Below are 15,039 nucleotides of genomic sequence, written 5' to 3'. Positions count from 1 at the left end.
GCAAGCTTATCACCTGCCGAGGGGCCGTCTTTCAAGGGACCAGCGCATTTATCTGGCTGATCCCCCGTTTTTTCTGCGCATTACCGGGCTGGAGCAGGCTGCCCCATGTCGGCCAGAGAGTGACCTTCATACTTCCCGGTCAGGCTCTTGAGGAACGCCACAATGTCGCTCACGTCCTGATCAGAAATAGCCGCATCCGGCGTCTGATATTTCGCCATTTTCCGCACGGCCTCGTCCAGCGTCTTCACGCTGCCATCGTGGAAATACGGGGCAGACTGGTCGATGTTCCGCAGGGTGGGGACCACAAAGCGGAAGTGATCTTCATCCTTGTGCGTCACATCATAGCGGCCTTCATCAGCAGCGGTCAGCTTGCCGCCACGATCCTTGAAGTAATCGCCTTCCAGACCCATCGCTTCATACGCACCACCACCCACACCAATGCCGCTATGGCAGCCAGAGCAGCCAATGCTCTTGAACTTTTCATAGCCACGTTTGGCCTGTTCGCTCAGCGCGCTGCTGTTGCCCTTCAGATAGTCATCAAACGGGCTGTCCGGCGTGATCAGCGTTTTTTCAAACTCGGCAATCGCGGAGGTAATGGTGTTCTGATCCATCGCCGCATCTGTGCCAAAGGCGGACTGGAACATCGGCGCGTATTCCGGATTGCCCGCCAGCTTCTGCGCCACACCGGCCCAGTCATGCGAGCCCATTTCCACCGGGTTCATCACGGGGCCAGCGGCCTGTGCTGCCAGATCATCCGCACGACCGTTCCAGAACTGGGCAATCTTGAAGTACGCGTCATACACCGTCGGCACATTGATGGGGCCTTTCTGGCCGCCAATGCCCGTGGCCGTCACCAGATGGTCCACGCCACCGTGGTTCAGGTCATGGCAGCTTGCGCAGTTCAGCGTGCCGTCACCAGAGAGGTTTTTGTCAAAGAACAGCTTGCGGCCCAGCGCAACCTTGGCGGCATCCACCGGCACGCTTTCCGGCACGGGGCGGATAGGCTCACCGGCAAACTGGGAGGCTGCACCCGTGTTGGCGTAGTATTTGCGGCGGATGTCTTCCACCCACTTCAGCACAGCCTGACGCTCCCCGTCAGAGAGATGCGCATGCCAGTGCATGAGCAGATACATGCTCGGCGGCATGCGGTTCTGCGTAATGACTTCTTCAATACGGGACAGCTGCTCTTCCGTCGGCGGCTTGCCTTCCTTGAAGGCTTCCAGAACCGGCTCAATGCGGAAATGACGCAGACCTTCATGCAGGTCTTTTTCCATCAGCTGGTTGGCAATCGGCAGCTTGAAATAGAACGGCAGATCACGGCCCGTCGCGTGGCAGTAATCACAGCGGGATTCCCGCACAGCATTGAAGGCGGCAAGAGCCACTGGGTCTTTTAACGTCGGTGAAGCAGCAGGTAATTTGGGGGCCGTCACATGGTCAAAATGGGTAAGGAAGGCAATTGTTCCACCATAAGCCAGAACACCTACCCCTACTAACGAGGCTATTAATCTGCGCAACACCACAACTCCTGAGTTCTTAGAAACACTGCATAGCTTTTATTCGCTGTTGCCAGGGTTGTGTTTGATACATGTCAAAATGTCAAAACGATTATTTTCATAAAAATCATTTAAACATTCGATTGTCAGTCTTCCGCCGCCTCCAGATCCTCTCTCAGACGCTGCCGCGCAATGGCGACATAATCGGGGTCAATTTCAATCCCCACCCCAAAACAACCGAGGCGTTGCGCGGCTAACAGCGTGGTGCCCGTACCCATGAACGGGTCCAGCACCTGCGCTTCTTCCTGCCCGTGCAGCAGCAGGCACTGCTCTGGCAGCGCAACGGGAAAAGTGCCCGGATGGTCGAATTTCTGTTTACGGTCCCGCACAGTTTCATACGGAATAAACCACGCATCGCCCCGGCAGCGCCGGTCCTGCTCATGCCCACGGCGGGCAATATTGGATTTATCCTTGTAAGGCACCCCGGCGCTCAGCCGGTCCAGCTTCACATCCCCGCTCAGGGTGAAGTGGAACAGATGTTCATGCCCACGGTGGAGGAAACGCTGGCTGTTCATGGGTTTGAAATGGCCGAAACTGTCCTCACCCACCGAAATGGATTTCACCCACGAGATATGATTTTGCAGCACGAACAGGTCCCGCAGCCGGACCGCCAGCTCAAACGGCAACCAGGGCTGAGCGGAGGAGCCTGAAATATTCAGGAAAAAGGAACCATCTGCCCGCAGTACGCGGCGCAGACCATGTGCGACATCGAGCATCCAGTCCAGATACTCGTCCTCTTCCTTCCTGTCCGGGTAGCTCCGGTAGGACAGGCCGATATTGTAGGGCGGTGATGTGATAATGACATCAACGGACTCAGCCTCCATACGCCGCAGCGCACGCAGGCAGTCTCCCCGGATAATCTGTTGCTGGCCAACCTTGTACCGCTGCGCTCGGGCAGGCGGTTTTGGTTTAGCCCCGGCCCGTGCTCTCACGCACTCCGCGCCGAAGCCAGACGCCAGCTGCTGCCGTTAACACCCAGAAGGCGTTCAAACGTCCACAGATCAGAAAATTCGGTTACGGCATCCGTCCCGGTTACGGGCTGGCCCTGCGCGTCCGTCACCAGACTGATCTGGTCGGACACAATGCGCACATCAACAGACGCCCCGGTGCCAACATCCAGTGTCACCAGACGCACATCCTCAATGGCCAGAGACCGAATCGTTTTGATCTCACTGCGCTGTTTTTCACCAGCCGCTTCCCGCGCATCCATTGCAGCCTCAAAAGACGCATAGACTGCCGGGGTCAGACGGGTTTTCAGGGTTGCGCGATCCCCTTCCGCATAGGCTTTCACCACCTGCTGGAAAGAGGCCTGCACACCGGCCAGAAACTGCTGCGGCGTAAACGTGCTGTCCTGCCGCTGCACATCCATCAGAAGCTGGCCGACGCGTGTGCCCTGACCGGGGATATCATAGGCCACAGCTTCAACCTGTTCCGCCTTGCCGTCTATCACCTTCCCCGCTGCATCCGGGCGCGGGGGCACGGGCATGGGGGCAGGCTGAATACCAACGCGCTTGCCCAGCACACTACGCAGGCGCAGCGCCAGAAACGCCGCCACAAGAGCGAAAAGAATCAGATCGACCGGAAAATGGCCGAAAGAAAAATCCATCTGTCACACGTCCATGTTCGACCAGCCCGGGCTTCAGGCGCAGCCTTATCGTTCAGGAGACCTTTCTTTATACATAGACAAGCCCCCTGCCCGTTACAATGCGTGCGCACACTCTCTCTGCCCCTTGCGGAAGTCCGGTCGCTGTTCCTAAGTGCTGAGACCATGATTATTCTGCGGCACTGCGAAAGCGAATTCAACCGGCTGTACACTGCCACAGGGCGTGACCCCGGCCTCTCAGACCCTCCCTTGTCCACGCGAGGCCGCGTGCATGCGCAGCGCCTTGTGCAGGAACTGGCGGGGGAAGGCATTACGCGCATCCTCGTCTCCCCCTTCACCCGGGCGCTGGAGACCGCCACCCCTCTTGCCCGCGCCCTGAACATCACGCCGGAAATCACCCCGCTGGTGCGGGAGCGCGCCATGTATTCGTGTGATGAAGGCTCCTGCGCCTCCACCTTGTATGAAAGCTGGCCACATCTGAATTTTGATGCTCTGGAGGAGGTCTGGTGGACAGCAGCACCGGAAAGTGACGGCATGATGCAGAACCGCGTGCAGCATTTCCGCACCTTTATGGCACAGCAGCCAGATGCCGGAACAACGCTGGTTGTGTCCCACTGGTGGTTCCTGCTCGGCCTGTGTGGCGAGAGTCTGGAAAATGGGGACTGGCAGCATCTTTCTGCCTGACTCCGGCTTACTGCCTGAAAATCCTTTTAATTTTTTCTGTCTCATTCTGACGGTTGGCGAAGCCAGACCAGCATGCTACCGCTAAAGACCTCAGTGTGACCTGATTACGAAAGCGCATTTTTCCATGTCTGACTCTGAACAGTCTGCCCCGCCCGCCCTTCCGCTGGCCATTAACCTGCAGTACACGCGGGACCTGTCCTTTGAAGTGCCCGGTGGCGCAGAAATTTTTGCTACACTGCGCTCTCAGCCCAATATTGCCGTGAACATTGATGTTCAGGCTTCCAAACTTCAGGACGACCAGTCTGTTTATGAAGTAACGCTGGCCATCAAGACCGAAGCAAAAGAAGCTCCGGAAACGGAAGGTGGCGCTGCTGGCCGCACGGTATTTATTGCCGAGCTGGCTTATGCTGCTGTTGTCACCCTGACCAACCCGCCGCAGGAGCTGATTGAGCCGATGCTGCTGGTTGAAGTGCCGCGTCTGATCTTCCCGTATGCCCGCAACATCATCAGCGATGTCACGCGTGACGGCGGCTTCCCGCCGATCGTGCTGCAGCCGATCGACTTTGTGGCTCTGTGGCAGGCCAAGCGTGCGGAATTCCCGCAGACCGCTGGCAATGCCTGAGACTGACGGCCTGCGCCGCTAACACGCTGCGGGCCTCGGTTTTAAACGGTTTCGAGAAAACCGGCTTTCGGAGATTTCCGGAGGCCGGTTTTTTTGTGCCTTGGCCTGAAGACCTTCAGCTCCGGCCCTCAGGGCAAAAACCCAGTGCCGCCAGCATCGCCTGCGCATTGGGCTTTCGGGCGACCACACTCTGCATCCACCCGGCCTTCTCCAGCACGACCGCCGCTGCCTGTGAGATAACAATGGCGGTTGTTCGGCACACAGCGTCCCGATACGCCTCGGGCAAAGCGGCCAGCCAGCTTGCCGCACTTTCCGAAGAAAAAAACAGGCTATGGCTAATCTCGCCAGCCCGCAAAGCGCGCAGCACGTCCGGGGCAATCTGCCGGGCTGGCCGGGCCGTATACGCCACACGACGCACCACCCGAAAGCCCGCCTGCCGCAACCTGCCCGCCAGTTCCATGCCCTGCCGCGCGCCGGAAAGGAGCAGAAGCGGGCCAGACGCTGGCGTCCGGGTGCGGATAATCAACGCTTCCAAAGCTTCCGCGTCGCCGCGCGCGCTCTCCACAGCCGTAAAGCCAGCTGCTTGCGCTCGTTGTGCCGTGCGGTCACCGACGGCGTAAATTGGGCATGTGGAGGGGAGAGCAACCTGTGCAGCCTGCACCGCCTGCCCGCTTGTCAGCACACAGGCAGCAAAGTGATGCGGCAAAGCCTGCAGAGTATGGGCCGTAATGCACAACGCCGGAGAAGCATAAGGCACCCATCCGGCAGCAGAAACAGCGGCCAGCGTTTCAGACAACCCCGGCTCCGGTCGCGTGACCAGCACGCCGGAGCTGGTGCCGGGGGTTGGCATCAGGCTGCCTTACTTGTCTTCAAAAATATCGGCAGGACTATCGGCCCGCAGACTTTCACCCAGTTCCTTACCCAGACGCGCCGCGTCCTCCGGAGAACCGCTAATGGCGCGCTTGAGCAGGAAGGACCCATCTTCCCGCGCCACAAGGCCGGTCAGGTGCAGTTTGGGTTCTTCACCCGCCACCACCGGGATCAACTGCGCATAACCACCAATCGGCGTGCGGCAGGAGCCATCCAGTTCGGCCAGCAGGGCGCGTTCTGCCGTGGCCACAGCGCGGGCTTCATAGTCCTCAATGGCGGCCAGCAGTTCGCGCAGCTCAATGTCGTCCTCGCGCACCGTCACACCCACAATACCCTGCCCTGCGGCTGGCACCATGACGGTGGGGGACAGCACCAGAGAGGCGCGTTCCGCCATACCCAGACGACGCAGGCCAGCCAGAGCCAGCAGCGTCGCGTCACACTGGCGGGCAGCCAGCTTGTCGAGTCGGGTCTGCACGTTGCCACGCAGCAGGCCGAACTTTAGGTCGGGCCGCACATGCAGCATCTGGGCCTGACGGCGCACAGACGCACAGCCTACCAGCGCGCCTTCCGGCAGAGCGGAATACGGATCATCCGGGTCAGTCGGGGCCAGGTTAGGGCCGAGGATCAGCGCATCGCGTGCATCCTCACGCCGCAGCGTGCAGGCCAGCACGAGGCCGGGGGGCAATGTGGTTTCAAGATCCTTGAGGCTATGGACGGCAAAATCAATGCGTCCGTCAGACAGGGCCTCGTGAATTTCCTTAGCAAACAGCCCTTTACCGCCAATTTCCGCCAGACGGCGGTTCTGCACCTGATCACCCGTGGTGTTGATCTGATGCTCCTGAAACGCGCCCATATCCCGCAGCACGGGGCAGAAGCGCGTGAGCATGGTCAGGAAGGCACGGGTCTGGACCAGCGCGAGGGGTGAGCCTCGCGTTCCGACACGGAGGGGCAGAAGACGACGGGACGCATGCCCGGAGGTCTTTTTCTGGCGAGCTGCCGCTTCCGCCGCAACTTTCTGCAGCGCGGGCGAAGGGGCGGGCGAGGAAGGGTAGGCTGAGTCCATAAGAGTGTCTATTACCGGGAATGGAGAGAGGACAAGAAGCCATGATACCCGAAAGGCCTGAAAAACTTGCGCCCCAGAGACGCACGGCACGCGCAGCAGACCGTTTCGACCCCGGACAGCATACGGAATATCAGGGCTTGTTTCCCATCACAGCACATGGAGCCACAGGGCAATGAGCCACCAGAACCTGCCGAAAAACAGCGCCCTTGCCGGACCTGTGCTGGCTATCGAATCGTCCTGCGATGAGACTGCCTGCGCCATCCTCTCCAGCGAGGGCGTCTGCCTTGCACAAAGGGTCGTCTCGCAGGACGGCCATGCAGATTTTGGGGGTGTGGTGCCGGAAATTGCCGCCCGCGCCCATCTGGCTCTGCTGCCCGGACTCGTGCAGGCCACGCTGAAAGACGCAGGCATGACTCCGGGTGAGGTCGGTTTTGTCGCCGCCAGCACGGGGCCGGGGCTGATTGGCGGGCTGATTGTGGGAGCCAGTTTTGCCAAGGGGCTCGCACTCTCGCTCGGCAAGCCGTTTGTGGCCGTCAACCATGTGGAAGCCCACGCCCTGACAGCCCGCCTGCCCGGCCTAGTGCCCGGTGGGGCCGCCTTCCCCTACCTGCTGCTGCTGGTTTCTGGCGGCCACTGCCAGTGCATTGCCGTGGAAGGCGTTGGCCGTTACCGCAAGCTGGGCGGCACGATTGATGATGCGGCGGGCGAAGCGTTCGACAAAGTCGCCAAGATGCTCGGCCTCGGCTGGCCCGGCGGCCCCGCACTGGAGAAACTGGCGCAATCCGGTAACCCGAAGGCCATCCCCCTGCCCCGCCCGCTGATGGGCCGTGAAGGGTGTGACTTCTCTTTTTCCGGCCTGAAAACCGCGCTCTCGCAAAAACTGGCACCGTATGGGTTGGAGCCTCTGCCCCACCAGTTTGCAGCCGACCTCGCAGCCTCCTTCCAGCAGGCTGTGGCGGATGTTGTGGCGGACCGTGTCAGCAACGCTCTGAAAATGATGCCGGAAGCTGGCCTGCTGGTGGCCGCGGGCGGTGTGGCCGCCAACAGCGTGCTGCGCGCCCGGCTGGAAGAGGTTGCCGCGAGTGCCGGCCTGCGCTTTGCCGCCCCGCCGCTGCGCCTGTGCATGGATAACGCCGTGATGGTGGGCTGGGCCGCCCTTGAAACCTGTCAGGAAGCAGCTGACCTCGGCCTGCCCCAGCCGGATGACAGCACCGTCCGCCCTCGCCCGCGCTGGCCGCTTGAAGACATGGCCGCCCGCTTCGCCCCCCAAGAGAGTGTTGTATGAACTACCGCCACATCTACCACGCCGGAAACTTTGCAGACTGCATGAAGCACGCGCTTCTGGTCTCGCTGCTCGGCCATTTTCTGCGCAAACCCAGCCCGTTCATGGTGCTGGATACGCATGCGGGCATTGGCCGGTATGATCTGACCAGCGAGGAAGCCGAGAAAACGCAGGAATGGAAAGAAGGCATCGGCCTGCTGGCCGAGGAAGGGCCGGACAGCCCCCTCGCTCCCTGGCTGGAGCTGGTCAAAAAAGCGGGTGGCCCGCGCTATTACCCCGGCTCCCCGGTGCTGACATCCCTGATGCTGCGCCCGCAGGATGAGCTGATTTGCTGCGAGAAACACCCCGATGACAAGCGCAAGCTCTACGGCCTGTTTACCCGCACGCCGAATGTGTTTGTGCATGAGCGTGACGGGTATGAAGCCCTCCGCGCCCTGCTGCCGCCCAAAACCGCCAAACGTGGGCTGGTGCTGATTGACCCGCCGTTTGAAGAACCCGGTGAGTTCGACCGGCTGCTTCAGGCTGTCCACACCATCCGAGCACGCTTCCCGACGGGTATGATTGCCATCTGGTATCCCATCAAGCATCGTACCCCCATCCGGGCCTTTTATACGGCCTTGCAGGATGCCGGTGTATCGGATGTTCTGGCTGCTGAACTGCTGATGCGCAAACCTGTGGACCCGGACCGGCTGAACGGCGCGGGGCTGGTGGTTATCAAACCGCCCTACGGCTTTGCGGAACAGGCCACGGCCCAGCTCAACCGCCTAAAAACCCTGCTGCATGCGGAAGACGCTACAGTGACGCAGATCACGGCGGAATAAACTCACCGCCTGAAAGCCGCGCAGAAAAAAGGGCAGAGCAACACAGTGTGTCGCCTGCCCTTTCCAAAACCACCTGAGAAAAATGCCTCAGCCAGCGGCTTTGATATGCTGCCAGATATCCACCACAAAGCCCTGCACGCCTGCGGCCAGAATCTGCACACCAATGCAGAGCAGCACGAGAGCAGCCATCCGGCTGACAATACGCGTGCCCGTTACACCCAGCATGGAAACCAGCTTTTCCGAGCCGGAATAGGCCAGCCACACGATCAGCACAACGCAGATCGCTGCAATGGTAATACCGCCTTCATACGCCAGAAAGGACGCCCCCGGTGGGCAACCTGAACCCAGTGCAATGGCGACGGCAATTGTCCCCGGCCCCACGGTAAACGGCATGGCGAGCGGGAAGAAGGCGGAGTCAGACCAGTTGGGAGACATGACGGTCTTCCCGCCCTGCAGAGCCTGCTTTTCCTTCTGCGCTTCAATGCTTTCCGGGCTTTGCAGCAGGTCCCACGCCCGCACGGCCACCACGGTGCCGCCAGCTACGCGCAGGGCGTTCACGGTCACGCCGAAGAACACCAGCACCTTACTGCCGCACCAGATGGACACGACCATCAGCACAAACGAATAAAACGCCACCAGCCGGGCCAGCGCGAAGATTTCCTTCTGCGAGCGGCCAGCCGTTGCCTGCGCAAAAATCAGCGCAGCCCCAAACGGGTTAACAATGGAAAACAGGGCGGGAAATGCCAGCAGGAAGGAGGTTGTCGCCACACGGGCGGCCCCTCCGCTAAACAACGAGGCAGTAATATCAGCCGACATGCACGTATCCAGCAAAACCGGCCTCTTACGAAGCCCTGCATAAAACCTTATTGCCCGGCAGAGGCCGGAGAATCCATTCTGCCGCCCTTATAGGTGGCAAAAAACTTGGATGCGAGAGCAATATCGTTCGCCGGATAGCAGAAATGCAGCCCTGTGCCATCGTCCATTGGCCAGACACTCAGGCCAATATCATCATAAATCCGTAAAAAAGGTGTCCCGACCTGCCAGAACACGGGTTTCAGCCCGTCCTGCAAGGCCAGATCCCGCATACGCCAGATGGCGGAAACACAATCTTCCTGCGCCCCGGCCGGATCACCCAGCCCCACAAGGAAGGCCCCGCTCTGGCGGACCGGGATCACAGCCTCACCGCCCTCACCGGCCACAAAACCTTCCGGCTTCAGGTCCTGAATGGTGGGCATGGCGTGATCAAGCGTGAGGTAATGCGCACAGGCATCCTCATCCCATTCTTTAACCGTAATGCGGCCCGGCCACATCAGGCGCGCAATGACGACCAGCGCCATCAGCACGGCTAACGCGATGGTCCAGCGGGCAGCGCCTGAGGCCGGGAAGATGAAAACCATCTGCCACCAGCTCCCGGCGCCGTGCCGGTTAGCCAGCGCAATCACGCACCCAAACAGCAGCAACAGGCACAGCAAAGTGGAGGTAGAAAGCGGCTCACTCAGCAGGCGGGCATGGCGGTAATAGCAAGCCCGGAACGGCGCGACGAGAAAGGCTGAAAGCCCCAGCATGACTGGCACCAGCACCGTATTCCCACGCAGGAAGGTGAGGATCGCTGCCGTCACCAGCAGCGCCAGCGTACCGCGCCATGCCAGCGTGACGCGCTGTGACAGACCAATGCCCAGACCAATCAGCGCAACGCCCATCAGCGAGAGCAGGTAGTTACTGACGGACCCCGCTGCCGAGAACAACCCCGCCTGCACCACACCGAATTTGGGCACAGGGTCCAGCAGCACGAGGCAGATCAGCATCAGACCGCAGAGCGAGACCGTACCCGTTGCCACAGCCACGGAAAAATCGGCTTCACTTTCGCGCACCACCTGACTGGGGCGAATACGCACAGCCGCAGGGGTTTTCTGCTTCCGGCTTTTCTTCTTCGCCAGCGCATCATCACCCCGCAGGAACAGCTCATGCCCCGCGAACATGATCCCGGCCATGAAGAGCGGGATGATGTAGTAGAACAGCCGGAAAATCAGCACGACGCCGAGGATTTGCGGCGCAGGCATATACGGCCCAAGAGCCAGCAGCATTGCGCCGTCAAACACACCCAGACCACCCGGTACGCTGGCAATCAGCCCGGCGGTGTAGGAGGCAATATAAATCGCCAGAAAGGAACCGTAATCCACTCCAATACCGGGCGGCAGCAGCACATAAGCAATGCCAGCCGTCGCCGCCACATCCGCCGCTGCGACGACCGTCTGCATGACGGCCATCCGCGGAGATGGCAGATCCACCGTCCATTTACGGAAGGTAAAGGTGCGGACCTTGAAGGCCATACCGATATAGCCCAGCACAGCAGCCCACAGCAGCACGCCAATAATGGCCAGCACCCAACTGGGCACATGACTGCCCGCCATGGGAATAACCTGCGGTTCCCACACCAGCACGCCGCCAATCAGCACGGCGGCCCCTAGCAGGTAGGTGGCAGAACAGAAGGCAATAATCTGGGCTATGGCAAAGGAGCTGACGCCCCAGTTGCGATACAGCCGATACCGCACCGCAGCACCCGAAACGGCAGAAAACCCAAGGTTGTGCGACAACACGTAGGAGCAGAACGCCGCAAACGCCGTGCGGCGGAAAGATATTTGCTTGTAGCCAACCTGTATGACGGCCAGCCGGTCGTAAAACGACAGAATGAAATACGAGAAAAACGTGCAGGCCACACCCAGCCAGAGCTGACGGCCCGGAATGGCCATCATCGCCTGCTTGATGTCCGCAAGACGCAGGTGACGCAGCTCATGCTGCACCACCCCGATCGCGGCCACCATCAGCAGCAGCCCGATCAGGTGTGGCAGATGCTTCAGCCATCGCTTCCACCCCGGCCCGTCCGGCTGGTGCTTAGGCATCTGTCCTTGTGGTGATGACGACATGTTCTTCACCATGGAGACAAGATCCCGCGCTTACGCCTGAGACTCTCGCAGCAGAGCAGCCTCAATCAGAGCAACGGTTTCCGCCACCCCATACAGAGCCACAAAGCCACCAAAGCGCGGGCCTTCCTTCTGGCCCAGAAGCACCTCATACAAACAGCCAAACCAGCTGCGCAGCGGTTCAAACGCATGGCGCTTGCCAATTTCGAACACCAGATTCTGCAGGGTTGCGGCGTCAGAAGCCTCGCCTTCATACCCGCGCAGGGATTCGGCCAGATCGACCAGAGCCGCACGTTCCTTGTCCGTCGGGGCGCGGAAGGTTTTGGCGGGACGCACGAAGTCCGCATAATAGGCAATGGCGTGGCTGACGAGGTTGGCCAGCATCGGGTGACTGTCCGGGGAAACGGACGGGTCATACCGGCGGATAAAGCCCCACAGCACTTCCGGCGTTTCCGCATTGGCCACGCTGGCCAGATTGAGCAGCATGCCAAACGGCACAGGGCTGCCCGCATCGGTGGGGATATGGCCTTTATGGATAAACCAGGCCGGGTTGGCCTTCAGGTCCACGCTCTCACTATCCGCAGCCTGCAACGCTTTGGCTTTTTCCACATGCGTCAGATAGTCATCCGCCGTTTTGGGAATCACATCAAAAAACAGGCGTTTGGCGCGCTGCGGCTGGTTGAACATGAACTGGCCGAGGCTTTCCTGCGGCGCATAGCGCAGCCATTCCTCAACCGAGAGGCCATTGCCCTTGGATTTGGAAATCTTCTGGCCGTTTTCATCCAGAAACAGCTCATAGGTCAGGCCAGCAGGCGCCGTTCCGCCCAGAATGCGGCAGATGCGGCCAGACAGACGGACGCTGTCGATCAGGTCCTTGCCGGACATTTCATAGTCCACGCCCAGAGCATACCAGCGCATGGCCCAGTCGGCCTTCCACTGCATCTTGGCGTGGCCGCCCGTCACCGGGGTTTCAAACGTCTCACCATCCGCATCGGTCCAGCGGACGGTACCCGCTGCGGCGTCAATGGCGTCCATTTTCACCTGCATCACCTCACCCGTGCGCGGGTGCAGCGGCAGAACCGGAGAATAGGTGGCCCGACGGTCCGGCCCGAGCGTGGGCAGAATGACCGCCAGAATTTCATCATGCACTTCCAGCACGCGCTTCAGCGCGGCATCAAACCGGCCAGACGTGTAGTAGGTGGTGGAAGAGGCAAATTCATACTCAAAGCCGAAGCTGTCGAGAAAGCTGCACAGGCGCGCATTATTATGTGCGGCAAACGACTCGTGTGTGCCAAACGGGTCCGGCACGCGGGAGAGCGGCTGGCCGATATATTTTTCCAGCAGTTCCCGGTTCGGCACATTGTCCGGCACCTTGCGCAGCGCATCCATGTCATCCGAGAACGCGAGCAGGCGCGTCGGGCGGCCTGTCAGCGCCGTATAGGCCTGACGCACCCAGGACGTACGTGCCACTTCCCCAAACGTGCCAATATGCGGCAGGCCGGACGGGCCGTAGCCGGTTTCCAGCAGCGCAGGGCTTGCCGCCGTGTCCGGTTTGGCAGCCGTGCGGGCATCCACATGCTCGGCAAGTTTTCGCGCTTCCTCAAAAGGCCAGGCGCGGGGAAGAATGGGTTCGGGGTTTGAGCGGTTCTCGGACATGGTGCGGAAGCTATGAACTGCACCGCTCCCGGTCAATCCAAAAACACGCACGGCCTCGCTCTCTTACAGAGTTATGAGGCCATTGACCGCAGGCAAGCACGGCCTCATTTTTCCAAAAGCCGCTTGCTCCCATCCAAGGGACCACGCTGAAAGGACCGGTTTTTCATGCGTCGCACCGCAGCACTCATTCTGATTGGCAATGAGATTCTCTCCGGTCGCACCCGAGACGACAACATCCAGTTTCTGGCCACGCGGCTTGGAGAACTGGGCATTCCCCTGCGGGAAATCCGCGTTATTCCCGATATTCGGGAAACGATTGTTGAAACGGTGACGGAACTCCGCGCCAGATTTGATGAAGTTTTCACCACCGGCGGCATTGGCCCCACGCATGATGACATTACCGCACCATGCATGGCCGAGGCATTTGGCGTGCCGTGGGAATTCCACCCGCCCACTTTCGCGCTGCTGGAAGATTTTTTTGGTGCGGAAAAATTCAATGCCGCCCGCCAGCGCATGGCGAAGTTGCCGCGTGGCGCGACCCCCATCCCCAATTCCGTCTCCGTGGCGCCCGGTTTTACCATCGGCAATGTGCATGTGATGGCCGGCGTGCCCCGCATCATGCGGGCCATGTTTGAGGCTCTGGCCCCTTCCCTGAAGCAGGGTGCGCCGGTCTTCTCCCGCACCTGGTACACGCCCTCGCTTTATGAAGGTGCTCTCGCGGAAGGGCTGGAAGCGATTCAGGACAGGTTCCCGGATCTGGATCTCGGGTCCTACCCTTTCCATCGTGAGGATGGTCGCCGCGGTGTCGCCCTTGTCGCCAAAGGGCAGGACAAGGCCGAGGTCGAAAAGGCTGCTCAGGCCATTTATGATCTGCTCAAAGAAAAGGGCGGCACTCCCGTGGAAGGGGAACCACCGCCCTGAAACCTTAAAGCGTTAAGGCCTGTCCGTTCAGGACAGGTTTTCACGCCCCATGGCGAGGAATTTCTCGCGCCGCAGTTCCTTCAGCCGGGCCGGAGCCAGCGGCGTGAGCGCCTGCAATTCTTCCGCCAGCGCATCATGCACGGACGCCATAGCCGCTTTCGGGTCACGCTGCGCGCCCCCAACCGGCTCAGGGATAATCCGGTCAATCAGCCCAAGGCGAGACAGATCCTGCGCCGTCAGCCGCAGCGTTTCGGCTGCCGTGCTGGCCTGCTTGGGGTCACGCCACAGGATGGAGGCGCAGGCTTCTGGCGAAATGACGGAGTAGATGGCGTTTTCCAGCATCATCACCCGGTCCCCCGCACCCAGCGCCACAGCCCCACCGGACCCGCCTTCACCAATCACGGTGGCAATCAGCGGCACCGGGGCTTCCAGACAGACTTCAATGGAGCGGGCAATGGCTTCGGCCTGACCGCGCTGCTCGGCATCAATACCGGGCCATGCGCCTGCGGTGTCGATAAAGGTGAGAATCGGCAGGTTGAAGCGGCCTGCCAGCTTCATCAGCCTCTGGGCCTTCCGGTAGCCTTCCGGACGGGCCATGCCAAAATTGTGGGCCAGACGGGTTTCAAGGTCGGAACCACGTTCCGTGCCAATCACCACCACAGGCTGACCATCAAAGCGGCCCATGCCGCCAATAATGGCTTTATCATCCGCATACAGCCGATCCCCCGCCAGCGGCGTGAACTCGGTCAGCAAGGCGTTGACATAGTCCTGCGTGTGCGGGCGCTGCGCGTGACGCGCCACCTGCACCTTTTGCCAGGGTGTGAGCTTGGCATAAATGGCACGAAGATGCTTCTCCGCCTTATCTGAAAGGCGGGCCGTTTCTTCGGCGATATTGACCCCGTCGGGGTCGGTCATTTGCCGCAGCTCGTCGATCTTGTTTTCAAGTTCGGCGACGGGCTTCTCGAAATCCAGGAACTGACGCATGCGCAAGCGGATAGCACAGCCACGCGTAAAACCAAGCCACTTCGTGCATGCCGCGTCGT

Annotated in this window: 14 protein-coding genes; 5 read left to right on the top strand and 9 right to left on the bottom strand. The window is 60.5% G+C overall.

The window, feature by feature from the left end; translation table 11 throughout:
* Positions 1–80 precede the first annotated feature (80 nt).
* From AD928_RS11445 to AD928_RS11435, 3 genes are all read right to left on the bottom strand, one after another.
* Positions 81–1,514 (bottom strand): cytochrome-c peroxidase, encoded by a 1,434-nt coding sequence (locus AD928_RS11445; RefSeq protein ID WP_062250657.1) that lies wholly within the window; start codon positions 1,512–1,514, stop codon positions 81–83.
* Positions 1,515–1,639: 125 nt separating this feature from the next.
* Positions 1,640–2,485 carry a DNA-methyltransferase gene (locus tag AD928_RS11440; protein ID WP_062140786.1) on the bottom strand — a complete coding sequence of 282 codons (846 nt, stop codon included), beginning with the start codon at positions 2,483–2,485 and terminating at the stop codon, positions 1,640–1,642.
* Positions 2,482–3,159: a Tim44/TimA family putative adaptor protein gene (locus AD928_RS11435; RefSeq protein WP_062250654.1), complete on the bottom strand. Its 678-nt coding sequence runs from the start codon at positions 3,157–3,159 to the stop codon at positions 2,482–2,484. Before AD928_RS11435 ends, AD928_RS11440 begins: the two co-directional genes overlap by 4 nt.
* 102 nt (positions 3,160–3,261) lie before the next feature.
* Here AD928_RS11435 and AD928_RS11430 point away from each other — a divergent pair, with 102 nt between their 5' ends.
* The gene (locus tag AD928_RS11430) at positions 3,262–3,840 is read left to right on the top strand and encodes a histidine phosphatase family protein (protein ID WP_233420054.1); all 579 of its coding nucleotides are present in this window, start codon (positions 3,262–3,264) and stop codon (positions 3,838–3,840) included.
* Positions 3,841–3,964: 124 nt separating this feature from the next.
* Entirely contained in the window at positions 3,965–4,462 is a 498-nt protein-coding gene (secB, locus tag AD928_RS11425) for a protein-export chaperone SecB (protein ID WP_062250651.1), read from the top strand.
* 115 nt (positions 4,463–4,577) lie between these two features.
* Here the strand turns inward: secB and AD928_RS11420 are convergent, their stop codons facing one another.
* Positions 4,578–5,312: a uroporphyrinogen-III synthase gene (locus AD928_RS11420; RefSeq protein WP_062250649.1), complete on the bottom strand. Its 735-nt coding sequence runs from the start codon at positions 5,310–5,312 to the stop codon at positions 4,578–4,580.
* Positions 5,313–5,321: 9 nt separating this feature from the next.
* Positions 5,322–6,395 (bottom strand): hydroxymethylbilane synthase, encoded by a 1,074-nt coding sequence (hemC, locus tag AD928_RS11415; RefSeq protein ID WP_062250647.1) that lies wholly within the window; start codon positions 6,393–6,395, stop codon positions 5,322–5,324.
* 172 nt (positions 6,396–6,567) lie between these two features.
* Between hemC and tsaD the strand changes: the two genes are divergently transcribed.
* Both tsaD and AD928_RS11405 read left to right on the top strand, forming a co-directional pair.
* Positions 6,568–7,680 (top strand): tRNA (adenosine(37)-N6)-threonylcarbamoyltransferase complex transferase subunit TsaD, encoded by a 1,113-nt coding sequence (tsaD, locus tag AD928_RS11410; protein ID WP_062250645.1) that lies wholly within the window; start codon positions 6,568–6,570, stop codon positions 7,678–7,680.
* The gene (locus AD928_RS11405; RefSeq protein ID WP_062250643.1) at positions 7,677–8,498 is read left to right on the top strand and encodes a 23S rRNA (adenine(2030)-N(6))-methyltransferase RlmJ; all 822 of its coding nucleotides are present in this window, start codon (positions 7,677–7,679) and stop codon (positions 8,496–8,498) included. The genes tsaD and AD928_RS11405 overlap by 4 nt, the downstream gene beginning before the upstream one ends.
* 87 nt (positions 8,499–8,585) lie before the next feature.
* Here AD928_RS11405 and AD928_RS11400 read toward each other — a convergent pair whose 3' ends face one another.
* From AD928_RS11400 to AD928_RS11390, 3 genes are read right to left on the bottom strand one after another with little or no spacing between them, the layout of a single operon-like run.
* A complete protein-coding gene (locus AD928_RS11400) occupies positions 8,586–9,314 on the bottom strand; it encodes a MarC family protein (RefSeq protein WP_062250641.1) in 729 nt (242 codons plus the stop codon).
* 47 nt (positions 9,315–9,361) lie between these two features.
* The gene (locus AD928_RS11395; protein ID WP_233420053.1) at positions 9,362–11,398 is read right to left on the bottom strand and encodes a lysylphosphatidylglycerol synthase domain-containing protein; all 2,037 of its coding nucleotides are present in this window, start codon (positions 11,396–11,398) and stop codon (positions 9,362–9,364) included.
* Positions 11,399–11,452: 54 nt separating this feature from the next.
* A complete protein-coding gene (locus AD928_RS11390) occupies positions 11,453–13,075 on the bottom strand; it encodes a lysine--tRNA ligase (RefSeq protein WP_043553235.1) in 1,623 nt (540 codons plus the stop codon).
* Positions 13,076–13,240: 165 nt separating this feature from the next.
* Here AD928_RS11390 and AD928_RS11385 point away from each other — a divergent pair, with 165 nt between their 5' ends.
* The gene (locus AD928_RS11385; RefSeq protein WP_062250639.1) at positions 13,241–13,996 is read left to right on the top strand and encodes a competence/damage-inducible protein A; all 756 of its coding nucleotides are present in this window, start codon (positions 13,241–13,243) and stop codon (positions 13,994–13,996) included.
* A gap of 27 nt (positions 13,997–14,023) precedes the next feature.
* On the opposite strand, the gene AD928_RS11380 is transcribed toward AD928_RS11385, so the two are convergent.
* Complete coding sequence (locus tag AD928_RS11380; protein WP_062250637.1) at positions 14,024–14,980, bottom strand: acetyl-CoA carboxylase carboxyltransferase subunit alpha; 957 nt, start codon at positions 14,978–14,980, stop codon at positions 14,024–14,026.
* Positions 14,981–15,039 lie beyond the last annotated feature (59 nt).

The organism is Acetobacter cerevisiae, from assembly GCF_001580535.1.
GTDB classification, from domain to species: Bacteria; Pseudomonadota; Alphaproteobacteria; order Acetobacterales; family Acetobacteraceae; genus Acetobacter; species Acetobacter cerevisiae.
This window is presented reverse-complemented; position numbering and strand designations above follow the sequence as displayed.